22 protein-coding genes are annotated in these 21150 nt (G+C 62.6%); 9 read left to right on the forward strand and 13 right to left on the reverse strand.

The features are described from left to right. Positions 1–36: 36 nt before the first annotated feature. Positions 37–522 (reverse strand): tetratricopeptide repeat protein, encoded by a 486-nt coding sequence (locus tag KP004_RS02315; protein WP_216800778.1) that lies wholly within the window; start codon positions 520–522, stop codon positions 37–39. 223 nt (positions 523–745) lie between these two features. On the opposite strand from KP004_RS02315, the gene folK reads away from it, so the two are divergent. The 3 genes from folK to fsa are packed head-to-tail and all read left to right on the forward strand — an operon-like array spanning position 746 to position 2145. Then, positions 746–1234 (forward strand): 2-amino-4-hydroxy-6-hydroxymethyldihydropteridine diphosphokinase, encoded by a 489-nt coding sequence (folK, locus tag KP004_RS02320; RefSeq protein ID WP_216800779.1) that lies wholly within the window; start codon positions 746–748, stop codon positions 1232–1234. Between the two features lie 10 nt (positions 1235–1244). Beyond that, complete coding sequence (locus KP004_RS02325) at positions 1245–1481, forward strand: YHS domain-containing protein (RefSeq protein ID WP_216800780.1); 237 nt, start codon at positions 1245–1247, stop codon at positions 1479–1481. A gap of 19 nt (positions 1482–1500) precedes the next feature. Next, positions 1501–2145: a fructose-6-phosphate aldolase gene (fsa, locus tag KP004_RS02330; RefSeq protein ID WP_129127247.1), complete on the forward strand. Its 645-nt coding sequence runs from the start codon at positions 1501–1503 to the stop codon at positions 2143–2145. A 92-nt stretch (positions 2146–2237) separates the two neighbouring features. Here the strand turns inward: fsa and KP004_RS02335 are convergent, their stop codons facing one another. Next, complete coding sequence (locus tag KP004_RS02335; protein ID WP_216800781.1) at positions 2238–2849, reverse strand: DedA family protein; 612 nt, start codon at positions 2847–2849, stop codon at positions 2238–2240. A 151-nt stretch (positions 2850–3000) separates the two neighbouring features. Here KP004_RS02335 and KP004_RS02340 point away from each other — a divergent pair, with 151 nt between their 5' ends. The 5 genes from KP004_RS02340 (at position 3001) to KP004_RS02360 (ending at position 9317) form a co-directional block, all read left to right on the forward strand. After that, the gene (locus tag KP004_RS02340) at positions 3001–4647 is read left to right on the forward strand and encodes a putative manganese-dependent inorganic diphosphatase (protein ID WP_216800782.1); all 1647 of its coding nucleotides are present in this window, start codon (positions 3001–3003) and stop codon (positions 4645–4647) included. Continuing rightward, positions 4648–6576, forward strand: a complete 1929-nt coding sequence (locus KP004_RS02345; RefSeq protein ID WP_216800783.1) for a bifunctional homocysteine S-methyltransferase/methylenetetrahydrofolate reductase — start codon at positions 4648–4650, stop codon at positions 6574–6576. Between the two features lie 67 nt (positions 6577–6643). Beyond that, positions 6644–7330 (forward strand): ferredoxin-like domain-containing protein, encoded by a 687-nt coding sequence (locus tag KP004_RS02350; RefSeq protein ID WP_216802348.1) that lies wholly within the window; start codon positions 6644–6646, stop codon positions 7328–7330. 16 nt (positions 7331–7346) lie between these two features. Continuing rightward, complete coding sequence (gene ttcA, locus KP004_RS02355) at positions 7347–8147, forward strand: tRNA 2-thiocytidine(32) synthetase TtcA (RefSeq protein WP_216800784.1); 801 nt, start codon at positions 7347–7349, stop codon at positions 8145–8147. A gap of 177 nt (positions 8148–8324) precedes the next feature. Beyond that, the gene (locus tag KP004_RS02360; RefSeq protein WP_216800785.1) at positions 8325–9317 is read left to right on the forward strand and encodes a 4Fe-4S binding protein; all 993 of its coding nucleotides are present in this window, start codon (positions 8325–8327) and stop codon (positions 9315–9317) included. Between the two features lie 242 nt (positions 9318–9559). Here KP004_RS02360 and KP004_RS02365 read toward each other — a convergent pair whose 3' ends face one another. From KP004_RS02365 to KP004_RS02410, 10 genes are all read right to left on the reverse strand, one after another. Next, the gene (locus KP004_RS02365) at positions 9560–9979 is read right to left on the reverse strand and encodes a TraR/DksA family transcriptional regulator (RefSeq protein ID WP_183345553.1); all 420 of its coding nucleotides are present in this window, start codon (positions 9977–9979) and stop codon (positions 9560–9562) included. An 83-nt stretch (positions 9980–10062) separates the two neighbouring features. Continuing rightward, positions 10063–11409, reverse strand: a complete 1347-nt coding sequence (rimO, locus tag KP004_RS02370) for a 30S ribosomal protein S12 methylthiotransferase RimO (RefSeq protein ID WP_216800786.1) — start codon at positions 11407–11409, stop codon at positions 10063–10065. Between the two features lie 17 nt (positions 11410–11426). Next, entirely contained in the window at positions 11427–11912 is a 486-nt protein-coding gene (locus tag KP004_RS02375) for a YajQ family cyclic di-GMP-binding protein (protein WP_183345557.1), read from the reverse strand. Positions 11913–12001: 89 nt separating this feature from the next. Continuing rightward, the gene (locus tag KP004_RS02380) at positions 12002–12709 is read right to left on the reverse strand and encodes a LolA family protein (protein WP_216800787.1); all 708 of its coding nucleotides are present in this window, start codon (positions 12707–12709) and stop codon (positions 12002–12004) included. A 124-nt stretch (positions 12710–12833) separates the two neighbouring features. Continuing rightward, entirely contained in the window at positions 12834–13433 is a 600-nt protein-coding gene (locus KP004_RS02385; protein ID WP_216800788.1) for a chemotaxis protein CheC, read from the reverse strand. Positions 13434–13496: 63 nt separating this feature from the next. Continuing rightward, a complete protein-coding gene (locus tag KP004_RS02390) occupies positions 13497–15149 on the reverse strand; it encodes a chemotaxis protein CheA (protein ID WP_216800789.1) in 1653 nt (550 codons plus the stop codon). 3 nt (positions 15150–15152) lie between these two features. Beyond that, positions 15153–15518 (reverse strand): response regulator, encoded by a 366-nt coding sequence (locus tag KP004_RS02395; RefSeq protein ID WP_216800790.1) that lies wholly within the window; start codon positions 15516–15518, stop codon positions 15153–15155. Continuing rightward, entirely contained in the window at positions 15518–15970 is a 453-nt protein-coding gene (locus tag KP004_RS02400) for a chemotaxis protein CheW (protein ID WP_216800791.1), read from the reverse strand. The genes KP004_RS02395 and KP004_RS02400 overlap by 1 nt, the downstream gene beginning before the upstream one ends. Further along, the gene (locus tag KP004_RS02405; RefSeq protein WP_216800792.1) at positions 15967–17253 is read right to left on the reverse strand and encodes a methyl-accepting chemotaxis protein; all 1287 of its coding nucleotides are present in this window, start codon (positions 17251–17253) and stop codon (positions 15967–15969) included. Before KP004_RS02405 ends, KP004_RS02400 begins: the two co-directional genes overlap by 4 nt. 34 nt (positions 17254–17287) lie before the next feature. Then, the gene (locus tag KP004_RS02410) at positions 17288–18118 is read right to left on the reverse strand and encodes a CheR family methyltransferase (RefSeq protein WP_216800793.1); all 831 of its coding nucleotides are present in this window, start codon (positions 18116–18118) and stop codon (positions 17288–17290) included. 288 nt (positions 18119–18406) lie between these two features. Here KP004_RS02410 and KP004_RS02415 point away from each other — a divergent pair, with 288 nt between their 5' ends. Beyond that, complete coding sequence (locus tag KP004_RS02415) at positions 18407–19570, forward strand: IS481 family transposase (protein WP_216802350.1); 1164 nt, start codon at positions 18407–18409, stop codon at positions 19568–19570. A 159-nt stretch (positions 19571–19729) separates the two neighbouring features. Here KP004_RS02415 and KP004_RS02420 read toward each other — a convergent pair whose 3' ends face one another. Further along, complete coding sequence (locus KP004_RS02420; protein WP_216800794.1) at positions 19730–21034, reverse strand: pyridoxal phosphate-dependent aminotransferase; 1305 nt, start codon at positions 21032–21034, stop codon at positions 19730–19732. Positions 21035–21150 lie beyond the last annotated feature (116 nt).

Here is a 21150-nt window from a genome sequence, read left to right on the forward strand (position 1 = left end):
GTCCCCCTTTGGCTCTGTCCCCCTTTGAGATGCAGGCTACTTCTTGAAGAGGCTGCTTCTCAGCTTGCCCAGGTACTTGTTGAGCGGGTTTCCCCTGGCGAGGAAGGGGAGTACCGGTTTCTCCCGATGTCCCAGCGTCTGCAGCAGCCTGGTGATGGCGGGGTTTCTCCCCACCCTGAGTCCCAGGTGCAGCGCCCTGATGGCCTCTTTCTTCCTGCCGGCGGAGAGGTAGATGGTGCCCAGGCGCAGAAAATGGTTCGAGTTCTTGGGCTCCTGCTTGACCGCCTCCTGACATAGCGCGAGGGCGGTCCGGATGTTGCCGGTGTGCTGGGCCAGGGCCAGGGCGTACAGGGAGAGATGCTCGGGCGAACGCCGTCTTTGCAGTGCGGCGTGCAGGTAGCGGTGGGCGGCGGCGAACTTGCGCGCCTCCAGGGCCTCGCTGCCCAGGCGCACCAGCTCCTCGGTCTCCATGTCGTCCAGGCCGGTGTCTTTGGGGGCTTCGTACAAATCTGATTTGGTCATCTTGGCGTCGTTCATGATCATGTGCTCGCACGAAGTAGCCGCAGCTGGCTGCGGGTGGGCGGGGCTGGTGGGGTGGTCCCAAGTCTTATTAAGATCGTATACTATAGCACTTAATCTTAGAAAAGACATCCTCCGAATCGGTCCGTACCGCACCGATGGCGGCTTTAGCCCGGGCGGCGGGCAGGGTTGAAAAAAAAAGGGATTTGTGTTCTAATCTGCGGCTGTGGAACAGTGCGCATACATAGGGCTGGGGAGCAACATCGGCGACCGGGAGCTGAAGCTCCTGATGGCGGTAGCGGAGCTGGGCAAGCTGCCGCGCACCCGCGTCACCGCCGTTTCCCCCTTCTACGAGACCGAACCGGTCGGAGGGGTGCCCCAGGACAACTTCTACAACGCCGTGGTGCGCCTCAGCACGGAACTGGCGCCGCTTGAGCTTCTGGAGCGGCTGAAGAAGCTGGAAACCGGTGTGTTTCACCGTGTGCCGTCGCAGCGCTGGGGTGCCCGCAGCATGGACCTCGACATCCTCCTCTACGGCGAGCTGGTCTTGGAAAGCGAACAGCTCACCATCCCGCATCCGCGCCTGGCGGAACGTCGCTTTGCCCTCCAGCCGTTGTCCGACATCGCACCGGACCTGGTGCACCCGATCCTGGGCAAGCGCATTGTCGAACTGTTGACTGAGCTGGCCTCCCCCGAGAAGGTGGTCAGGATTTGAGGGGGGACGAGTGAAGTTTCTGATCTGGGCGCTGCTGGCGTACCTCGTGTACCGCATGTTCGTCGGCAAGTCGGCCGAAAAGATAGCTAAAAAGGAACCTGCCGCCGCCGAGACCTTCCAGGACCCGGTTTGCGGCGTGTACATAGCCGAGGCCGACGCGGTGGTCGGCAGGTTGGAGGGGAAGCGTTATCACTTCTGTTCCATGGACTGTTTAAAAAAATTCGAAGAGATGCAGCAAGGGCACTAACAACATAACCGGAGGAAAGATGAAGTTTTTTATCGACACAGCGGACGTTAAAGAGATTCGGGAGGCCAACGAACTGGGACTGGTGGACGGCGTCACCACCAACCCCTCCCTGATCGCCAAGAGCGGCCGGCGTTTTGAGGAAGTGATCAAGGAGATCACCGAGATCGTGGACGGCCCTATCTCCGCGGAGGTCATCTCCCTGGAGCACGACGGCATGATCGCCGAGGCAACCGAGCTGGCCAAGATCCACCCCAACATCGTCATCAAGCTCCCGATGACCCCGGAAGGGCTCAAGGCGACCAAGACCCTGTACAAGCAGGGGATCAAGACCAACGTCACGCTGATCTTCACCCCGATGCAGGCCCTGCTTGCCGCCAAGGCCGGCGCCACCTACGTCTCTCCGTTCGTCGGCCGCCTGGACGACATCTCCCAGGACGGCATGGGGATCATCGAAGAGATCAGGACCATCTTCGACAACTACGGCATGGACGCCCAGATCATCGTGGCCAGCATCAGGAACCCGGTGCACGTGCTCAATTCCGCTCTCATCGGCGCGGACGTCTGCACCATTCCGTACTCGGTCATGCTGCAGCTTGCCAAGCACCCGCTCACCGATGCCGGCATCAAGAAATTCCTGGAAGACTGGGAGAAGGTTCCCAAGTAGAAGGCGAAGCGGAAGGTTTCCCTTCCGCGGTACGGGTAACAAAGACGTTACTGAGGGCGGGTCCTGGACCCGCCCTTGCTTTATGGTGGGGGTTACTCCGCGGGGTCCGCGCTCTTGCCGCGCTGCAGGCGAACGTACACGGCGATGATCACGACGCTGGCGATGACGACGCCGATGAGCGCCTGGTGCGAGTAGCGCATGATCAGCTCCTGGTTGCTCCCGATGAAGTAGCCGATGAAGGTGAGCACGGTGACCCAGATCCCCGCGCCGAGCAGGGTGTAGAGGGAGAACTTGATGTGGTTCATCCCGGCCAGGCCCGCGGGAAGTGAGATCAGGTGGCGTACCACCGGCAGCAGCCTCCCGATGAAAGTCGAGATCTCGCCGTGGTCCTTGAAGAAGCGCTCGACTTTGGCGAACTTCTCCTCGGTGATGAAGACGTACTTGCCGTACTTCAGGATCAGCGGACGGCCGAGGTAGTGCGCCGCGAAATAGTTGGCGTAGGCGCCGATGAGGCTACCCACGGTGCCGCAGACGATGGCCACCACCATGCTCATCTGCCCCTGCTGGGCCAGGTAACCCGCCGGCGGCATCACCAGTTCGCTGGGTATGGGGAAGACGGAGCTCTCCAGGGCCATCAGGAGAAAAATGCCGGGGTAGCCCATTGCCCCTATGGTTTCGACCAGCCACTGTACTGCTGCATGCATGCCTTGCTCTCCTTTGTCGCGCGTTCTTTGCCGGCGCCATTCTATACGGCGCGCGCCAAAAAAACGACTAATTTAATTTTTCCGTCCTGCGCAGGGGGCGGCCGGGAACGAGGTTTCCGCCGACAGACGCAGGACGCACACGAAAGGAAACATGGACAAGCAGATTTTCGTTATCGGCCACAGAAACCCGGACACCGACTCGATCGCCTCGGCCCTCGCCTACGCCCACCTGAAGCGGGCGCTTGGGGACGAGCGGGTCACTGCCGCCATGGCCGGCAACCTCAACCCGCAGACCACCTGGCTTTTGGGGAGGCTCGGCATCGAAGCCCCGCTGTACCTGGCCGACGTGCACCCCAAGGTGCGCGACGTGATCCAGCGCACCCCGATCACGGTGGCCGCCGATGCCCCGCTTTTGACTGCCCTGGAGCAGTTCCACCACAACTCCATCCGGGTGCTGCCGGTGCTGGACGGCGCCGGCGTCCCCAAAGGGGTGATCCCGCTCAGAAAGATCGCGGAGCGCTCGCTGGTGACCGGCGCCGAGTCGCTGCGACTGGTTTCCGCCTCGCTCGCCTCCCTGGCCGCCTGCCTTCAGGGAAGCTTTCTCTCCGGCTGTGCCGATCCCGCCGTGGAGAGCCTGCACCTCTTCGTCGGGGCCATGGCCGAGGAGTCTTTCATCGACCGGATCTCCGGCTTCGATCCCGCCACCTTGGTGGTCGTGACCGGCGACCGCACCTCGATCCAGAAGGCGGCCATCGAACGCGGCGTGCGCCTTCTGGTGGTGACCGGCGGACTCCCGGTGACCGACGAGGTGGTGCGCCTGGCTGAGTCCCGCGGGGTGGCGCTTCTCTCCACGCCGCTGGACACCGCGGCCACCATTTCCCGGGCACGCCTGGCCACCCCCGCGCTGGCCCTGGCAGTCCCGACCTTCGAGAGCGTGTCGGTCGGCGAACCGCTGGGACGGCTGCGGGACAAGCTGTTGCACTCCGGTGAGACCGCCGTGCTGGTCCTCGAGGAGGACGGCACCCTGGCTGGCGTCGCCACCAAGTCTTCGCTGTTCGCACCGCTTCCCTACGCCCTGATCCTGGTGGACCACAACGAGCTCACCCAGTCGGTGCCGGGCGCCGAGGACCTGGAGATCCTCGAGGTGATCGACCACCACAAGCTGGGCAACCCTCCCACCAGCAACCCGATTCCCTTCATTACCGCGCCGGTCGGGAGCACCTGCACCATCGTGGCGTCGCTCTACGAGGAGCACGAGGTGGAGCCCCCCGCGCAGATCGCGGCACTCTTGCTGGCAGGGATCCTCTCCGACACGGTGATCCTCAAGTCCCCGACCACGACGCCGAAGGACCGCGCCACCGTGGCGCGGCTTGCCGCCGTCGCGGGGCTCGACTGGGAGGCCTTCGGCGCCGAGATCTTCGCCGCGTCCGGGGCGCTCTCAGGCTACGGCAGCCCCGAGCGCGTGGTCGGTTCCGACTTCAAGCTCTTCAGCCAGGGCGAGCTCACCTTCGGCGTCGGCCAGGTCGAGGTGTTCGGCTTCGGCGAGTTCAACGAGATGAAGGCCGAGCTGCGCCAGGCGCTTGCGGCGCGGCGTGAAAAGGAAGGTCTGGAGCTCGCCGGGCTCATGGTCACCGACATCTCCACCGAGAGCACCATGTTCCTCATGGAGGGGGGGCAGGCCTTCACCAGGTTCATGGGGTACCCGCAGCCCGAGCCGCACGTCTTCGAGATGAAGGGCGTCATGTCGCGCAAGAAGCAGCTGGTGCCGCACATGATCAAGGTGCTGGGAGGACGCTAGATGAAGAAATTCCTGGATCGGATCGCGCAAGGGGTGTTGATCGGCGACGGCGCCATCGGCACCATGCTCTACGCAAAGGGGGTGGCGCCGGAGGCGAACTTCGAGCACCTGAACCTGGTGCGCCCGGAGTTGGTGCTGGAGCTGCACCGCGAGTACCTGGCCGCCGGTGCGCAGGTCATCGAGACCAACACCTTCGGTGCCAACTGCGCCAAGCTATCCGCCATCGGACTCGGAGGGAAGGTCGCCGAGATCAACCGCAAGGGCGCCCAGCTCGCCAGGCGCGCCGCCGACGGGCAGGACGTCTTCGTGGCGGGCTCCATCGGCCCACTGGGACGCGGCAAGAGTGAGCTGTCGCCGGAGCAGGTCGCCGACTGCTTCCGGGTACAATCGGCGGCGCTCGCCGAGGGCGGGGTGGATCTCCTGATCCTGGAGACCTTCTCCGAACTGGACGAACTGCTGACCGCTCTGGCGGCGGCCAAGGAGATCGGTCTCCCCGTGGTGGCGAACCTCGCTTTCGGGGAGGGGGGGCGCCTTCCCGGAGGAGCCTCCGCCGAGGGGGCCGCGCGTGCGCTCGCCGCCGCCGGCGCAGACGTCGTGGGTGCCAACTGCGGCGCCGGGCCGCTGGAACTGCTGGCGACCGTGAAGCGGATCGCGGCCGCCTGTTCGCTGCCGCTGGCCGCCTATCCCAACAGCGGCTTCCCCGAGTACATCGACGGCCGCTACATCTACCGCACCACCCCGGAGTACTTCGCGGATCGCGCCGAGGAGCTGGTCGCCGCCGGTGCCTCCCTGGTCGGCGGCTGCTGCGGCACCACGCCGGAGCATATCCGCGCCATGACCGCAAGGATGCAGGGGAGCCTGAATTTTACCCTCGCCCTCCGGGAGAGGGTGCCCGAAGGGCGGGTGAGGGCGCTGCCACAAAGCGAGAGTATTGCCGTCAGCGAAGCCCTCACCCCCAGCCCCTCTCCCGCCTGCGGACCGAAGCCCTACGGTGGGCGAAGGCCCGAAGGGCGAGGGGAGCTTCAGGCAGGTTTCCTCGCCCATTGGGGCACCGAACCGGTGATCACGGTCGAGCTCGACCCGCCCAAGGGGCTCGATTGCGCCCGTGTGCTGGCCGGAAGCCGCGCTCTCAAGGAGGCGGGAGCCCACGCCATCAACCTGGCCGAGAACCCGCTGGCCCGCGTGCGCATGGGTAACCTGGCGCTCGCCTCGCTGATACGCCGCGAGGTGGGGATCGAGGTGATCGCGCACGTGACCTGCCGTGACCGCAACCTGATCGGGATGCAGTCCGAGCTGATGGGGGCGAGCCTCATGGGGGTCACTTCCATACTGGCCGTTACCGGCGATCCGGCGAGCCTGGGCGACGAGGCGGGTGCGTCCTCTGTCTTCGACCTCAACTCATTCACGCTGATCAAGCTCTTGAGCGACCTGAACAGCGGGGTGAACGCCTTGGGCAATCCCATCGGCTCCGGCACCGGTTTCACCATCGGCGCCGCCTTCAACCCCAACACCCAGAACATGGAGGTGCAGGTGCGGCGGCTGGTGAAGAAGGTGGCCAACGGCGCCCGTTTCGCCCAGACTCAACCGATCTACGACATCGCGCGGTTTGAGGAGATGATGGAGCAGACCGCGCACCTGGGCATTCCGATCCTTTCCGGCGTGCTGCCGCTCGTTTCCGGCAGGAACGCCGAGTTTTTGCACAACGAAGTGCCCGGCATCGTCATCCCCGAGGAGATCCGCAAGCGCATGGCCGGCAAGAGCGGCGACGAAGGTGTCGCCGAAGGTCTCGCCATCGCCAGGGAATTCATCGAGAGGGCCAGCGCCAAGGCCGGCGGTTTCTACCTGATCCCCCCCTTCGGCAAGTACGAGATCGCGGTGGAACTGGTCCGTTACATCAAGGACCTGCGCCGCCCGCAAGAAATCCCATAATTCCCATGACTCCGATTATTCAGCTTTTTGACCTGCATCAATTTCAATCCAGACAAAGGAGCAGATGATGAACACCAAGGACATCCTGGAAAAAGGCGCCATCCTGCAGCGTGACCGCGAGACCTACGCCATCGCCCCGCACATCCCGGGCGGCTTCACGGACACCGCCACCCTGAGAAAGATCTGCGACGTGGCCGACAAGTACAAGCTGGAAGTGAAGCTCACCTCGGCCCAGCGCATCGCCATGTTCGGCGTGAAGGAAGAAGAGCTCGACGCGGTCTGGGCCGATCTTGCCCAGGCCCCCGGCGCCGCCATCGGCCTGTGCGTCAGGAGCATCAAGATCTGCCCGGGCACCCAGTGGTGCAAGAGGGCGGTGCTCGATTCGGCATCGCTAGGGCTCAAGCTGGACAAGATCTACCACGCCATGGAGCTCCCCAACAAGATGAAGATGGGGGTTTCCGGCTGTCTCTTGGCCTGCTCCGAGTCCGGCGTCAAGGACATCGGCATCGTCGGCCACAACAAGGGGTGGCGCATCCTGGTGGGGGGGAACTCCGGTCCCAGGCCGCGCCTGGCGGAACTCCTGGTGGACAACATCCAGACCGAGGAAGAGGTGCTGGAGATCGTCGCGAAGGTGGTGGAAGTCTACAAGAACGACCCGCAGCAGGGGCGTCTGGGCAGGCTGATCGAGGAGAAGGGGATCGAGGCATTCAGGGCGGCCGTGCTCGGCAGCCAGGACGCCGTGGTCGGAAAGTGATATGGACGCAGCGATAATGACTGAAACAAAGCCTGCGCGGGAGTCTTCTACGTCCCTCATCGAGGACGCGCTGTTCACGCGCATCAAGAACCGTGTCGGCAAGGCGATCCACGACTTCAACCTGATCTCCGAGGGGGACCGAATCGCCGTCGCGGTCTCCGGCGGCAAGGACTCGTACTCCATGCTGCACATGCTGGACACGCTGCGCCGGCGCGCCCCGGTGCGCTACGAGCTGGTCGCCATCAACATCGACTCCGGCTACCGCGGTTACCGTGCCGACATCATCGAGGACCACCTGAAGGAGCACGGCTTCACCTACCACATGGAGAAGACCGAGCACTACGACATCATCTCGGAGAAGCGCCGTCCGAACTCCTCCTACTGCTCCATCTGCGCGAGGCTCAAGCGCGGCACGCTCTACACCCTGGCGCAGCAGATGGGATGCAACAAGCTGGCGCTTGGCCACCACATGGACGACTTCATCGAGACGCTGCTTTTGAACCAGTTCTTCGTGGGGTCGCTGAAGGCGATGGCTCCCAGCATGCTGGCCGACAACGGCGTCACCACGGTGATCAGGCCGCTGGTCTACGTTCCGGAGAAGGAGATTATCCCGTTCTCCCGCAACAACCGTTTCCCGGTTGTATGCTGCTGCTGCCCGGTCTGCGGCACGGCCGATTTGCAGCGCAAGAAGATGAAGGAGTTGTTGGAGACCTTGGAGCGCGACAACCCCTTGGTGAAGAAGAGCCTTTTGAAGGCCCTGTCCAACGTCCACCCGCGCCACTTGCTGGACAAGGGCTTGACCAGGATCCCTTCCTGACGCAGATCGGCGACGATGTCCTTCACCGTCAGGTGCCCGCAGTAGACGACGATTCCCACAGCTCCTATGACCATCGGTTCCATATGCTACCTCCGCTTTCCTTGATGATACGACGGTAGCATGCGGTAGCGACAAAATAAGTCGCAACATATACGCAAGGCAACAAAGGTGAGGTTCATGGCAGAAAAAAAAGTGCAACAGGTCAGGCTGGCAGTGCAGTGGGGCTTTCTTCTTTTCTCTCTCTACCTGGGGGTAACCTTCTACCGTTTCGTGCTTCATTTCCGAAGCGGCGGAGCTACCCCGTTCGTGGAGCGTCCGGACGGCGTCGAGGCGTTTCTCCCCATCTCCGGCCTGGTCAGTCTCAAGGGATGGATGACCCTGGGCACGATCAACGACGTGCACCCGGCGGCGCTGGTGGTCCTTTTAACCGTGATCGCGGTGTCTCTCCTTTTGAAGCGCTCCTTCTGCTCCTGGGTCTGCCCGGTGTCCACCATCACCGAGGTGTGCTGGAAGGTGGGGACCAAGGTTTTCGGCAAGAACTTCAAGGTATGGCTTTGGCTGGACTGGCTGCTGCGTCCGATCAAGTACCTGCTGCTTGCCTTCTTCCTGTTCTCGATCCTGGTGATCATGGCGCCGGACAGCGTCGCCTCCTTCATCACCGGCGATTACAACAAGATGGCCGACGTGAAGATGCTCGACTTCTTCGTGAATCTGTCCGGTACGCCACTCGTCGTCATCGGCGTGTTGCTGGCGCTCTCGTTCTTGTTCAAAAACCCCTTCTGCCGTTTCCTCTGCCCGTACGGCGCGCTGCTCGGCCTGGTGTCGCGCCTGTCGCCGGTCAAGGTGCAGCGCAATGAAAGCGCCTGCATCTCCTGCGGCGGCTGCACCAAGGCCTGCCCGTCCTATATCGACGTCATGCACCAGGAAAGGGTCTGCTCCGAGGAGTGTGTCGGCTGCCTGCGCTGCGTGAGCGCCTGCCCGAAACCCGAGGCGTTGCAGATGAAGGCGAAGAACGGCAAGGTGGTGCCGGGGATGGTCTATGCGGCGTTGGTGGTGGCGGTTTTCATCGGCGGCACCCTGATCGGCAGGGCCACCGGGCACTGGCACACTGGTATCACCAAAGCGGATTACCAGCGTCTGATAACCGCACCGCCGGTGGACCACCCCTAGCGAACACGGTCCCCTCCCCCGGAGGGGGAGGGACAGGGAGGGGGACGCGCGGCGGCTCTTACAATCTTCCCCCCTCCCAGCCTCCCCCCTCCGGGGGGAGGAGTTGCTTCCGCCAGTCACACGCATAGCCTAAACGCAAGAGGGGACGGTATCGCTACCGTCCCCTCTTGGTATTTCTGGCACCGGCCGGGTGAAAAAGGCTCATGTGCCTTTCCCCGCCGTTGCACCTTGTTTTTGAGCTGCTACCCTTCCTCTTCCTCGCCCAGCGCGATCTCGCGGTAAGCGCGGTCTTCTTCGAAGCGCTTGGTCTGGGCCTGCTGCTTCTCCAGGTCCGCCTTGCACTTGACGCAGTGGCGGGCGAAGGGGACGATCTTCAGCCTCCCGATGGGTATTTCTTCCTCGCACTCCTCGCAGATGCCGTACTCGCCTTCTTCCAAACGCAGTAAAGCCTCGTCGATATTACGCAATTTCTCGCGCTCCCGGTCGCCCAGCAGAAGACCGAGTTCACGATCGCGCTCGCTGGAAGCCTGGTCATAGATGTCGCCGCTCGGCTCGTTGATCGGTGCATCGGAGCCGGACTTGACAGTCTTGTTAATCTCTTTAAGCGTCTCCTCTTTCATCTTGAGGAGCATCGCTTTCATTTCTTCGGGTTTTTCAGTCATGTATAAACTATCTCCGTTTGAGTCATTGTCCCGCAAAGCGACGCAATAATACAGCAATAGCGGTCGGTGTCAAGACTAAAAGCCTACTCTATGATCTCCCCAATCAGGTCGTAATCAGAGGAGTCAGTGATCTTCAATCGCACTATGTCACCGACGTTGGCGTTGCCTGCGGTGATGTACACTTGGCCGTCCACATCCGGGGCCTGACGGGAGGATCTACCCTTCAAGAGCAGCTCGGTTTCCTCGCTGTACCCCTCGACCAGCACGTCCTCCTCGCTGTCCACCAGGGTACGGTTGTGCTTGAAAGAGACGCGGGCCTGGGTCCGCATCAGCTTCTTGTGGCGCTCGCGCTTGATCCGCTCGGAAACCTGCTCCGGCATGTCCGCCGCCGGGGTCCCCTCCTCGCGGGAGTAGCAGAACACGCCGAGGCGGTCGAAGCGGGTCTCCTCGACGAACTGCAAGAGCGTCTTGAAGTCCTCATTGGTTTCGCCGGGGAAGCCGACGATGAGGGAGGTGCGGATGGCAATGTCCGGGATCTCCTTGCGCAGCTTGGCGATCAGGGCGCGGATGTCGGCCTCGCCGCTTCTGCGTTTCATGTTCTTCAGCACCGGATCCGAGATGTGCTGGATGGGGAGATCCAGGTACTTGCAGACCTTGGGCTCGTTCTTGATCAGTTCGATCAGCGAGTCCCTGACCCCGTCCGGGTAGGCGTAGAGGAGCCTTATCCACTTGAGACCTTCCAGCTTTGCCAGTTCCTGGACCAGCAGCTCGAGGCTCGGCTGTTCCGGCAGGTCGCGGCCGTAGGCGGTGATGTCCTGGGCGATCAGGTTGAGTTCCTTCACCCCCGCCTCTACCAGGGCCTTCGCTTCCGCCATGAGGGTCGCGAAGGGGCGGGAGCGGTGCGCGCCGCGCAGGGACGGAATCACGCAGTAGGAGCAGTTGTTGGAGCACCCTTCAGCGATCTTCAGGTAGGCGGTGTAGTGCGGTGAGGACTGCAGGCGCGGCAGTTCGTCGTTGTAGACGAAGTTGGGGTCGCCGGTGTAGCAGAGCTGGGCGTCGGTCCCCTTCTTCTCGGCGATGATCTCCGCGATGCGCGGGTAGTCGCCGGTGCCGATGAAGATGTCCACCTCGGGGAGCTCCTTGGCGAGCTCCTCCTGGTAGCGCTGCGGCAGGCAGCCGGTCACGATCAGGAGCTTGCAGCGCGCGTCGTGCTTTCTGTCGGCCAGGTCGAGGATGGTGTCGATGCTCTCCTGCTTGGCCTCCTTGATGAAGGAGCAGGTGTTCACCACGATGATGTCGGCCTGCATCTCATCGGTGGTGACTTCGTACTCGTCCTTGGAGAGGTAGCCCAGCATCACCTCGGCGTCCACCAGGTTCTTCGGGCAGCCCAGGCTCACCAGGCTCACTTTTTCCTTAATCTTCTGGTTCAAAAAAATCCCCTCTTCTATCAGCTTCTGAAGTTGACGAACTGCATGTCGATGTCGAGATCCTTACCTTTGAGGATCCGGATCACCTCCTGGAGGTCGTCGATGTTCTTGCCGGTGACCCGGATCTGGTCGTCCTGGATCTGGCTTTGTACCTTGAGTTTGGTTTCCTTGATGACCGCACCGATCTCCTTGGCCTTCTCCTTGGAGATTCCCACCTGCAGAGTGATGATCTGGCGCACCATGCTGCCGGAGGCCTGCTCCACCTTGCCGTACTGCAGCGCCTTGGGCGATATGTTGCGTTTGACGAACTTGGACTGCAGGATGTCGATGACCGCCTTCAGCTTGAAGTCGTCCTCGGAAAGGACCTTGATGCTTTCCTTCTCCAGGGTCACCTCGCTCTTGGACCCTTTGAAGTCGTAGCGCTGCCCGATCTCCTTCACGGTCTGGTTGATGGCGTTGTCGACTTCCTGCATGTCGACCTTGGAAACGATGTCGAATGACGGCATAAAACCCCCTAAAAATTCAGGTTGAGGTTGAGGTTAAGGTTGAGGGCCCGGAAGCCCTTTCTTAACCTCAACCTTAACCTTGACCTGCTTTATCTTTTAATGACTTGAACCCCCGAGGGGATCTTGAAGCTGAACTTGCCGCTGGAGATGCCGCGGTTGGTCTTCACGTTGCTGAAATCCATCCTGGTGGTGTTGCCGGTCTGGTCGACCACCGTGGAGGAAAGCACCGGGAACGGCGTGCCGGGGTGCCCCTTGGCCACGAAGCTTTCCACCGCGTCGCCTGAGATGGTCAAGAGGAGCTTGGCCATGGCCGGGCTCTTCTTGTGCGGGGTGAGCTCCAGCTGGTAGTTGCCGCTCTTGTCCTTTTGCTCGGCGGCAAACGCGATGCTGAAATCCTTGGAAACCTGCCCCAGGCCCGAGAGGTAGTTCATGGCGATGCCGTTACTCGCCTCCAGGAGTTGCGCCAGATCCATCACCATGACCTGCTTCTGGTCCGGGATGTAGTACCACACCGTCTTGCCGTTGGAAACGATCTGCTGCTTGGGCTTGGTGTAGTTGAAGCGGAACATGGACTCCTTGCCCCCTCCCTTCTTCAGCAGGAGCTCACCGGCACCCTTCTCCTCGCGCTTCATTGCCTTGATGCTGCTTCTCTGGCTGAAGTCTGCCTGCAGGTCGTTCAAGGACCCGTACCCCTGCTCGATGGTGCGCACTACCTGGGAGAGCTCGGCGCAAAGGGCCACACCGGCGTTGAGGGCGATCAGGGCGAGACACAGGACGGCGGTTCTGGCGAATTTCATAGCTTCGACCTCTGAAAGTAGTGAAAAGGGGACAGACACCTGTGGAGCCAGTCCCCTACAATGTGCCGCAGTGGCAGCAGTTTGACCGGGCATTCTGACATACAACCGGGTAAGGTGCAACCTTTCATTGCTCCAGGGCGCCCAGCAGAGCGGCAAGCGAGGCGGGCGCGGGCATGAGGAAGATGCTCCCGCCGCACAGGGAATCGGAGACCGTGAACATCGCGTCCATCATCACCACTGCGTTGTCGCCGTCGCCGCGGTCCAGGGCGCGCACGAGGATCTCGCTTCCCGGGCCGGTGCTCAGGGCGGGCACCGACGGGAGCAGGGTCATCTTGAGGGAACTCCCCAGGGCGTTGAGGCACGCCGAGGCAAGGATGTTCCCCACCTCCATCAAGGTGGCGCGTTCCATCTCGGAAAGCGGCGCACCTTCCTTGGGGAGTTCACCTAAAAGCAGCTCCAGGATGTGCCGGGCGTTCTCCTGGAGCAAAAGGATCAGGATGCTGCCGCGCACGTTGCCGAGGATCTGCAGCTGCAGGGCGGTCGCCTCATGGGAATCGAGCAGGTGGGGCAGGGCCGAGCCCTCCAGCACCTGGAGCCGGGGCACCTGAATGCTCACACTCTTCCCCATCAGCTGGGACAGGGCGATCGCTGCGTGCTGCATACCGGTGTTGCACACCTGGGTGAGCGCCTTGAGTTCGCCATCGTGCAGGTTGTGGTGCGGCATGTTAGCCTCCCGAGATGAGCCGCTCCCGGCGGGGGAAACGGCGGCTGAGGGTCGCGAAACGGTTCACAGCAGTCCGGCCAGGTCGAGGATGGCAACGATCTCGCCGTCGCCCAGGGTCGCGCCGCCGGCCACCCCGGCCATCTTGGACAGCGGCCTTCCCAGTTGCTTCACGAACAGCTCGTGCTGCCCGAGGAGACGGTCCACGACGATGCCGACCCGGCGTCCCCTGGCCTCGGTGACGAACAGGGGGAGGATGCCGTCCGGGAAGCGCCCCAGCGGCAGCCCGAGCACGCGGTTCAGCGACAGAAGCGGAATCGCCTCGTCGTCGAGTTGGAACATCTGCCTCTTGCCCATGGTTTCGATCTGTCTGCGGGACAGCTCCACTGTGCGCTGCACCGCGTTCACCGGGATGGCCGCCTTCACCTGGCCTATCTGCACTACAAGCGCGTGGATGATGGCGATGGTGAGCGGCAGCCTGAGCGTGATGGTGGTGCCTAGGCCGGGCTCGCTCTCGATGCCGAGGGTTCCCCCCAGCTTCTGGATAGCCGCGTTGACGGCGTCCATGCCGACCCCCCGGCCGGAGATGTCGGTGACCTCTTTGGCGGTGGAGAAGCCGGGGATGCAGGAGAGCATCAGCGCCTGGCGCGGCGAGAGCAGCTCACCCTCCTCGGGTGTCAAAAGCCCCTTGGCGATGGCGGCCTCGATCATGGCCTTGGGTTCCATGCCGCGGCCGTCGTCGCGCACGGTGATCTGGATGCGGTCCCGGTCCCGGCTTACCGCGAGCCACACCGTTCCCCGCGCCGGCTTGCCGGCCTGCTCCCGCTCGCCGCTCTCCTCGATGCCGTGGTCCACGGCGTTTCTGAGGATGTGGTTCAGCGGGTCGACCAGCTGCTCCAGCATACCGCGGTCCAGCCCGATCTCACGCCCGGTCAGCTCGAAATGGATCTCCTTGCCGCTTTTCTTGGCGACGGAACGCACCGAGCGCTGGAAACGGTCGCTGATCGCCTCGAAAGGCATCAGGCGCACCTTCATCACCTCGTCGTGCAGGGCCCGCAAAAGCTTCGCCGTCTCGGAGACGGCGTCGTTGAGCGCCGGGGAGGCGAGCTCCCGACCGATGTTCAAAAGGCGTTGTTTGTTGGTCACCAGCTCGCCGGTCAGGTTGATCAGGTGGTCCAGCAGCTCGGTTTTCACCCGCACCGTGCCCCCCGCCTCGCCGACCGGTTCCTTCGCCTTTTCCGCCTCGGCGGGCGGTGCGGGGGCGTCTGCTGCGGGGGAGGGTACGGCATCGGCGGCGGCGCCCCTCGGCTCCGCCTGGTCGACTGCGGCCGCCTTGGCCGCGGCCGGCGTGTAGAGCGCGAGCCGCTGCGCATAATCGCCGGTGGGGAGGGTGGAGGGACGCTCCTGCTCCACGTCGTCAAGCAGCACGTCGATCAGGTCGACCCCCTCCAGAAGGAGGTCGGCCACCCCGGCGTCGAAGGGGAGGGCGCCGTCGCGCACCCGCGCCATCAGGTCCTCCATGCTGTGGGCCACCACCACCACGTCGCCGTACTCCATCGAGGCGGCCATCCCTTTGAGCGAGTGCGCGCCGCGAAACAGGGCGTCGACGGCGCTGCGCTCCCCGGGCGACTGCTCGAGGGCCACTACCTGCTCCGCGATGGTACGCAGGTACTCCCGGGATTCCGAGAGAAAGAGGGCTTTGTACTGCGACATGTCCATCGGTTACCCCTGGGCCACTTCCCTGAGCACTCGGGTGACCAGCTCGGGGTTGAACGGCTTCAGTATGAAGGCCTTGGCGCCGGCCTCGGCCGCCGCGGTGGTGAGTGCCTCCTGGCCGATGGCGGAACACATCACCACGCGGGCCCCGGCGTCATAGGCCATGATCTCTTGCAGCGCCTCGATCCCGCTCTTGTTGGGCATGACGATGTCCAGGGTGACCAGGTCGGGGAGACATTCCTTGTATTTCGCCACCGCTTCCACGCCGTCGGATGCCTCGTCGGCTATCTCGTACCCCTCCTCCACGAGGATATCGCGCAGCATTTTCCTCATGAAAAGGGAGTCGTCAACTATCATGACCTTCAAGGCCATCAGGTACCTCCTGGTTTGGCATTGTTGGGGGCGGATTCTTGCAGCTCCTGCTCCAGGCCGTCCAAAAGTGTTGCCAGGCGGAGCAGGCGCACGCTCCCCTGCGGCGTCTCGAGCAGCGCCTCGGTGAGCGGGTCGTCATGGCTGCTGGCGCCGGTGATGCTGCCGGCATCAAGGATGGAGCCGACCGCATCCACCTTGAGGGCGAGGTGGGCAAGCCGGGTGTCGATGACCAGGATCTTCCCCGGTAGCGGGCGCCCCGGCAGGCGCAGGTAGCCGGCCAGGTCCACCAGCGCGGTGAGGTTGCCGTGGAAGTTGATCAGCCCCAGGTAGTGGGGCGGCGCTCCCGCAAAGGGGTAGCACTGCTGCGGCTCCATCACCTCGCAGACCTCCTGCAGGTTCAGGGCGAACTGCTGCCGTGCCGCGCTGAACAGGAGCAGGCGCTCGGCGGTCACGCCTCGGGCTCCGGCGCGCTCTCCGGTTCGACCTGGAAGCGCTCCACCGAGCGCAACAGCTCGTCGGCGAGCTTGGCGAGCTCCTGGGTCTGGTACACCATCTCCTGCATGGCCGAGTGCTGCTCCTCGGTGGCGGCGGAGACCTCCTCGGTCGAGGCCGCGTTATCCTCGGCCACCTTGGCGATCTCGTCGACCATGCTCACCATCTTGGCGGCGCCGGTGGTCTGCATCTGGGACAGGTCGGCGATGGAGTTGGCCTTTCTCTCGGTCTCGACGACGGTGGCCAGGATCTCCCTGAAGGCGTCCGCGGTGATGTCCAGGTTCTTCTTGCCCACGATGATGCCGCGCGAGCTGTCGGTGATGGTCTCCTGCAGCCGGCGGCTCTCCACCTTCACCAGGTCGATCAGCTCCACGATGTCGGTGGCGCTCTTGGCGCTGCCGTCGGCGAGCTTTCTCACCTCCTCGGCCACGACGCCGAACCCTTTGCCGTACTCGCCGGCGCGGGCCGCCTCGATGGAGGCGTTCAGGGCAAGGAGGTTGGTCTGGCGGGACATCTCCACGATGAAGTCGGCGATCTTGCCGACCTGCATCAGCTTACCGTTGAGGTCCATGAACTGCATGCTGATCAGCTCGACGGAATCGAAGAAGCTCTTCAACCGCTCCACCGAGTCGTTGGCGAGCTCGCCCCCTTTTTGCGCGGTGAGGCTGGTCTCCCGTGCCGCCTTAGCGGTCTCCTTGGCCCGGCGCGCCACCAGGTCCACCGAGATCGCCATCTCGTGGATCACCTTGGCGCTCTTGGACAGCATCTCCGCCTGGTTCTCCGCGCCCCCCGAGATGCTCTCGATGGCCTGCGCCACCTCCTCGGTGGAGGCGTTGATCTCGAGGGCGCTGGAGGAAAGGGTGCGCGAGGACTCGGAGACCCGCTCCGAGGTTTCCCTGATCTGGCGTACCAGGATGCGCAGGTTCTCCTGCATCGTGTTGATCGAGAGCGCCATGGAGTGGGTCTCGTCGGGGAAGCGGGTCGCCGGGAACTCGAGATCGCGGGAGAGGTCCCCCTGGCTGATGGATTCGGTGGCACCGGTCAAAAGGGAGATGTTTTTGGTGAAGCTCCGGGAGAAGAAAGAGCCCAGTATCAGACCCACCGTGAGCGCCACCACGTAAGAGAGGACACTGGTGAGCTCGGGCGAGTACTGCAGGTGCTGCACCGCAGCGGGAACGAAGACGACGGCGGCGACCACGGCCAGAAAGCCGAGGATGAACTTGTAGCCGATTTGGATGTACATGGGGGAATTGCTCCTTTTCCTGCTTAAGAAATCGTTACAGGGCCCGGTAGATCCGCTCCACGGGGCAGATGGTCCGGAAGCGCTTGCGGGCGGTGCCGAACAGGGTTTCCGCCTTGCCCAGCACCAAGTAGCCTCCCGGGGAAAGGGCGTCGGCGAAGCTATTCAGGATGGTCTCCTGCCGCTCCCTCTCGAAATAGATCAGTACGTTGCGACAAAGGATGAGATCGCAGGGGTCCCATCCCTGCCGGTGGTTCAGGTCGGCGTGCTCGAAAAGGACCTGGCTGCGGACCTCGCTCGCCAGGCGGTAACGCCCCCCCTCGGGGGAAAACCGGCGCTCCAGGACCCCCGGGGGGAGCTCCGCGAGCCGGTCCGGGTGGTACAGCGCCTCCCGTGCCTGATCCAGGATCCCCGCATCCACGTCCACGGCCAAGATGGTGACCCGCCCCGCGTCGACCGCCTCGGGAAAGCGCTCCTTCATCAGCAGCGCGAGGGTGTAGGGTTCCTCTCCGCCGGCGCAGCCGACGCTCAAGGCGCGGACCTGGTCGCGCTGCTCGAGGAGCTGCGGCAGGATCTCGGCGCCGAGTTTTTCGAAAACGGGCGGATTGCGGAAGAAATGGGAGACGTGGATGGTGAGGACCCGGAGCAGGTGGTCCTGTTCGGCGGTGCTGCGGGTGAGGAGCTCGCCGTACGCCTCGGGGGAGGGGGAATGGGTGGCGCGGACCCGGATATGGATGCGCCGCTTGACGCATTTGTCCTTGTACCCGTCCAGGGTGAACCCCGAGCGGGCTTTGAGGATGCGCCCGATGACCTCGAAGGTGTCTGGGGCGATATCCGGTTCGACGCTGCCGGTTATGCCGTTAAGCATGTGCCACGCTGCGGGCGTTTGCCGCCGACTGCCTTCTTTCCGGTGCAACCGAGGCCATCTGAACCCCTACGGTGATGAGGATGCTGCCCAAATGGTGAATGGATAGCATAACTGCGGCTCAATAGTCAATCAAGACGTCCACTTGCGGCAAAAAAGGGGGAGGCGGTGCGGGGCGATGTTGTCCCCCCTCCCCTCGCGGGTGTATAGACCGGAGACATAGGTTACACATGTTCGGAGACATGGGTGACACTTATTGCCAAGAAATTACTTCCCTCTTTGGAGGTGGGCATGCCTTGGCAAGAGGTGACGACCATGACCCTCAGGACAGAGTTCGTGATGTTAGCGATTCAAGACGGCAGCAATATTTCGCAGCTTTGTCGGCAGTTCAACATCAGCCGCGACAAAGGCTATAAGTGGATTCGTCGGTATAAGGAGCATGGAGATGCTGGCCTTTACGACTGCTCTCGACGCCCCCATAACAGTCCTGTACAGACTGATGTCTCCGTCGAGAGTGCAATCCTTGCGCTTAGAAAAGAGCACCCGGCTTGGGGTGGCCGTAAGATCAAGGCTTGTCTGGAAGCAGACGGGAAACAAGTGTTCCCTGCAGCTTCCACGATTACTGAGATCTTACGCCGTAACGGTCAGTTAGCCCCGGCAGAGTCCGCAAAGCACAGGGCTTTTATTCGTTTTGAGCATCCCCACCCGAATGCTCTGTGGCAGATGGACTTCAAAGGCCATTTTCTAACCCGTCAGGGCCGCTGTCACCCGTTGACGGTCCTAGATGACCACTCTCGCTACAACCTGGTGCTCCAAGCTTGTGGCGACGAGACAACTGCTAGCGTAAAGAATGCTCTTGTTGCCGCCTTTCGAAACTACGGATTGCCAGACCGAATGACCATGGATAATGGCAGTCCCTGGGGAGACGACGGAGAATACCAACTCACTGTGCTGACAGCCTGGTTAATCCGGCTCGGAGTAGGTGTGAGTCATTCACGGCCATACCACCCTCAGACCCAGGGTAAAGACGAGCGGTTTCACCGCACCCTGCTTGTAGAAGCAATAGCTGGTAAAAATTTCGACGATTTAGCTCAATGCCAACAAGCTTTTGACGAGTTTAGAGTCTTGTACAACTCAAAGCGGCCACATGAGTCATTAGGGCAAAAGCCGCCAGTTACCCGCTATCAGCCAAGTGCACGGATGTACCCAGAGGTGCCACCGCGAATCGAGTATGCGCCCGGTGATCACGTCCGAAAAGTGCAGGACAAAGGGATCGTCTTCTTCAAAGGCCAAGTGTTCAGGGTCTCCAGGGCGTTACGAGGGGAACCGGTTGCTTTTCGCCCCACGGATCAGGACGGAACATTTTTGATTTACTACTGCCACCACAAGCTCCGGGAGATCCGGATTGGTGAGAAAAAAGTGTCACCCATGTCTCCGAACGACTGTCACCCTTGACTCCGGTCTATACAGCGGGAGGGGTAGGGGGTGGGGGTAGGCGCCACATTTGCGCTGATGGCAGGTTCCCCCACCCCCCTCCCGCCTCCGCGGGACGAAGCGCTTCGGCGCGCAGGCCCGTCAAGGGAGGGGGGGGAGCGGAGGGGGAGCCGGCCCGGCTTAGGAGGCGAGGTAGGCGGCGATGTTCTCGGTCAGGGTGCGGTAGATCTTGCGGCACTCCGCCTCGTCGCGCTCAAGCAGCGTGACGCGGAAGCCCAAAAGCTCCGTGTTGAACGAGGAGAGCGGCACCACGCAGATCCCGGTGTGGGCCAGGATGTAGTAGACGAAGCGCTTGTCCGGGGCGACGCCGGGCTGGTTCACGATCCCTTCCACCAGCGCGCGGATCTCCGGGTTCTGGATCGGCAGGCTCTGGGTGTCGTTCAACACCCCCTGCTTGAACGGGACCGCCATGTAGAAGGCGCCGTTGGTGCGGTTCACCGACAGCTGCGGGACCCGGGAGAGCGCTTCGTACATGATGTTGCTCATCTTCTCGTAACGCCCGATGCGCTCCTTCAGGTAGTTGTGGTACTCCGGGTGCTTCATCACGGCGGGGAGGCAGCGCTGCGGCAGCGTGGTGGAGCAGACCTCGTTCATCTTGGAGGAGAGGATGGAGTTGACGAACTTCTTGAAGCGCGGGTCGCGCTCGCCGTTGTAGACCTCGATCCAGCCGCAGCGCGAGCCGGGCCAGGGGAGTTCCTTGGAGATCCCCTTCATGGCGATGGCCGGGACCTCGCCGATCACGTCGGAGATGGGGACCGTGTGCTCGCCGTTGTAGACGATGTTGCTGTACACCTCGTCGGCGATCAGGAACAGGTCGTACTTCTTGGCGATGGCCACGATCTGTTTGAGCACCTCGGGGGGGTAGACCATGCCGGTCGGGTTGTCCGGGTTGATGATCATGATCCCGGAGATCTGCGGGTTGTACTTCACGTGGCACTCGAGGTCGTCCATGTCGGGGTACCAGTTGTCCTCCGGCTTCAGGCGATAGCAGACCGGGACCGCGTTGGCGTGGGCCGCCTCGCCGATGGAGTGCGTGGTGTAGGTGGGCGAGGGCATCAGCACGCGGCTTTCGGCCCTGAGGTTCCCGTAGACCTTGGCGATGGCGTCGCCCAGGCCGTTGAAGAAGATGATGTCGTCCGGGGTGATCTGCGCGCCCCCGCGTTTGTTGGTGATCTCGCAGATGAACTCGCGGGTCTCCAGGACGCCGCGGGTGGGGCAGTAGGCGTAGCTCTCGTCGTGCATCGCCTCGGCCGCAACGATCTCCTTCATCCAGAGCGGGATGGTCTCTCCCTTGACGATGGGGTCCCCGATGTTCTCCCAGTTGATCTTCACCCCGAGACGCTGGACTTTCTCGGCCACAGTGACGATGTTTCGGATTTCGTAGGTAAGCTCTCCCGCGCCGGGAGTGACTATTTCGTTGCGCATTCTTTCCCCCCTGATTGGTATGTATCTGCCGGACTAAAGCGAATTTTTTATAAAAAAAGGCCGTGGGGGTCCCCCACGGCCTTTAGTAGAAATCTATTTTTCTAATCAGCAGTGGC

The organism is Geomonas oryzisoli (assembly GCF_018986915.1).
GTDB classification, from domain to species: Bacteria; Desulfobacterota; Desulfuromonadia; order Geobacterales; family Geobacteraceae; genus Geomonas; species Geomonas oryzisoli.

Bases quoted from the DNA above. Each gene is read 5' to 3' on its own strand.
- KP004_RS02315 (WP_216800778.1), bottom strand. From the start codon at position 522: ATGACCAAATCAGATTTGTACGAAGCCCCCAAAGACACCGGCCTGGAC.
- fsa (WP_129127247.1), top strand. From the start codon at position 1,501: ATGAAGTTTTTTATCGACACAGCGGACGTTAAAGAGATTCGGGAGGCC.
- KP004_RS02335 (WP_216800781.1), bottom strand. From the start codon at position 2,849: ATGCATGCAGCAGTACAGTGGCTGGTCGAAACCATAGGGGCAATGGGC.
- KP004_RS02340 (WP_216800782.1), top strand. From the start codon at position 3,001: ATGGACAAGCAGATTTTCGTTATCGGCCACAGAAACCCGGACACCGAC.
- KP004_RS02345 (WP_216800783.1), top strand. From the start codon at position 4,648: ATGAAGAAATTCCTGGATCGGATCGCGCAAGGGGTGTTGATCGGCGAC.
- KP004_RS02350 (WP_216802348.1), top strand. From the start codon at position 6,644: ATGAACACCAAGGACATCCTGGAAAAAGGCGCCATCCTGCAGCGTGAC.
- ttcA (WP_216800784.1), top strand. From the start codon at position 7,347: ATGACTGAAACAAAGCCTGCGCGGGAGTCTTCTACGTCCCTCATCGAG.
- KP004_RS02360 (WP_216800785.1), top strand. From the start codon at position 8,325: ATGGCAGAAAAAAAAGTGCAACAGGTCAGGCTGGCAGTGCAGTGGGGC.
- KP004_RS02365 (WP_183345553.1), bottom strand. From the start codon at position 9,979: ATGACTGAAAAACCCGAAGAAATGAAAGCGATGCTCCTCAAGATGAAA.
- KP004_RS02375 (WP_183345557.1), bottom strand. From the start codon at position 11,912: ATGCCGTCATTCGACATCGTTTCCAAGGTCGACATGCAGGAAGTCGAC.
- KP004_RS02380 (WP_216800787.1), bottom strand. From the start codon at position 12,709: ATGAAATTCGCCAGAACCGCCGTCCTGTGTCTCGCCCTGATCGCCCTC.
- KP004_RS02385 (WP_216800788.1), bottom strand. From the start codon at position 13,433: ATGCCGCACCACAACCTGCACGATGGCGAACTCAAGGCGCTCACCCAG.
- KP004_RS02390 (WP_216800789.1), bottom strand. From the start codon at position 15,149: ATGGACATGTCGCAGTACAAAGCCCTCTTTCTCTCGGAATCCCGGGAG.
- KP004_RS02395 (WP_216800790.1), bottom strand. From the start codon at position 15,518: ATGGCCTTGAAGGTCATGATAGTTGACGACTCCCTTTTCATGAGGAAA.
- KP004_RS02405 (WP_216800792.1), bottom strand. From the start codon at position 17,253: ATGTACATCCAAATCGGCTACAAGTTCATCCTCGGCTTTCTGGCCGTG.
- KP004_RS02410 (WP_216800793.1), bottom strand. From the start codon at position 18,118: ATGCTTAACGGCATAACCGGCAGCGTCGAACCGGATATCGCCCCAGAC.
- KP004_RS02415 (WP_216802350.1), top strand. From the start codon at position 18,407: ATGCCTTGGCAAGAGGTGACGACCATGACCCTCAGGACAGAGTTCGTG.
- KP004_RS02420 (WP_216800794.1), bottom strand. From the start codon at position 21,034: ATGCGCAACGAAATAGTCACTCCCGGCGCGGGAGAGCTTACCTACGAA.